Origin of the sequence: Synechococcus sp. R55.7 (assembly GCF_047461955.1) — a bacterium.
Lineage (GTDB): Bacteria > Cyanobacteriota > Cyanobacteriia > Thermostichales > Thermostichaceae > Thermostichus.
Genome location: NZ_JANSIC010000442.1, coordinates 1 through 790, shown reverse-complemented (window position 1 = coordinate 790; position 790 = coordinate 1). Strand labels below are relative to the sequence as shown.

1 protein-coding gene is annotated in these 790 nt (G+C 60.6%); it reads left to right on the top strand.

Annotated elements, in window-relative coordinates:
* On the top strand, positions 1-765 hold a 765-nt coding region (locus tag NW820_RS13030), incomplete at its 5' end, for a histidine kinase (RefSeq protein ID WP_414407726.1).
* Between the last annotated feature and the right edge of the window lie 25 nt (positions 766-790).

Genomic DNA, 790 nt, shown 5'->3' with positions numbered 1-790 from the left:
CTGTTGCAAATGTCGGAAGAGGTGTTTTTGCTGCGGCAGGAGCGGGCCCAATTGCGGGAGCAGTTGGACTTCAAAGATCGCGTTCTGGCCATGCTGGTGCATGATTTGCGCAGCCCCCTGACGGCCACGGCTCTGGCGGTCGAAACCCTGCAGCAGGGGCGCGAGGGATCCCTGGACAAAGCGCTGGAACGGCAGTTGTTCGACCATGCCCGCCAGCAACTGCGCAAGATGGACAGCATGATCACCGATATCCTGGAGTCGGCCCGTGGCGCTGCCTCGGAGCTGAGGATTCGAGCCGTAGAAACCCAGTTGCCCGGCTTGTGTCAGGCGGTGATCGAGGAGCTATGGCCGCGCATTCAAGGCAAGCGGCTGCAGTTTCAAGCGGATATTCCCGTGGATCTGCCCTCTGTTCACGTGGATCCCGACAAGATCCGCCAAGTTCTGTTCAACCTGCTGGACAACGCCATCAAGTACACCCCCGCCGGGGGATCCATCCGCCTCGATGTCCTCCATCGCACCAGCCAAAAGGTGCAGGTGACCGTCAGCGATACTGGCCCTGGGATCCCGGAAGCCGACCAAGAGAGCATCTTCTCCGATTCTGTCCGTCTGTCCCGGGATCAACAGCAGGAGGGCTATGGCATCGGCCTTTCCCTCTGCCGACGGATCGTGCGCGCTCACTACGGCCAGATTTGGGTGGAGTCTTCCTTGGGCAAAGGCAGCAGCTTTCATTTCACTTTGCCCGTGTATCGGCTCTGCAAGGGCTAGCCGGGAGCTGGCTCCCCATGGGTGT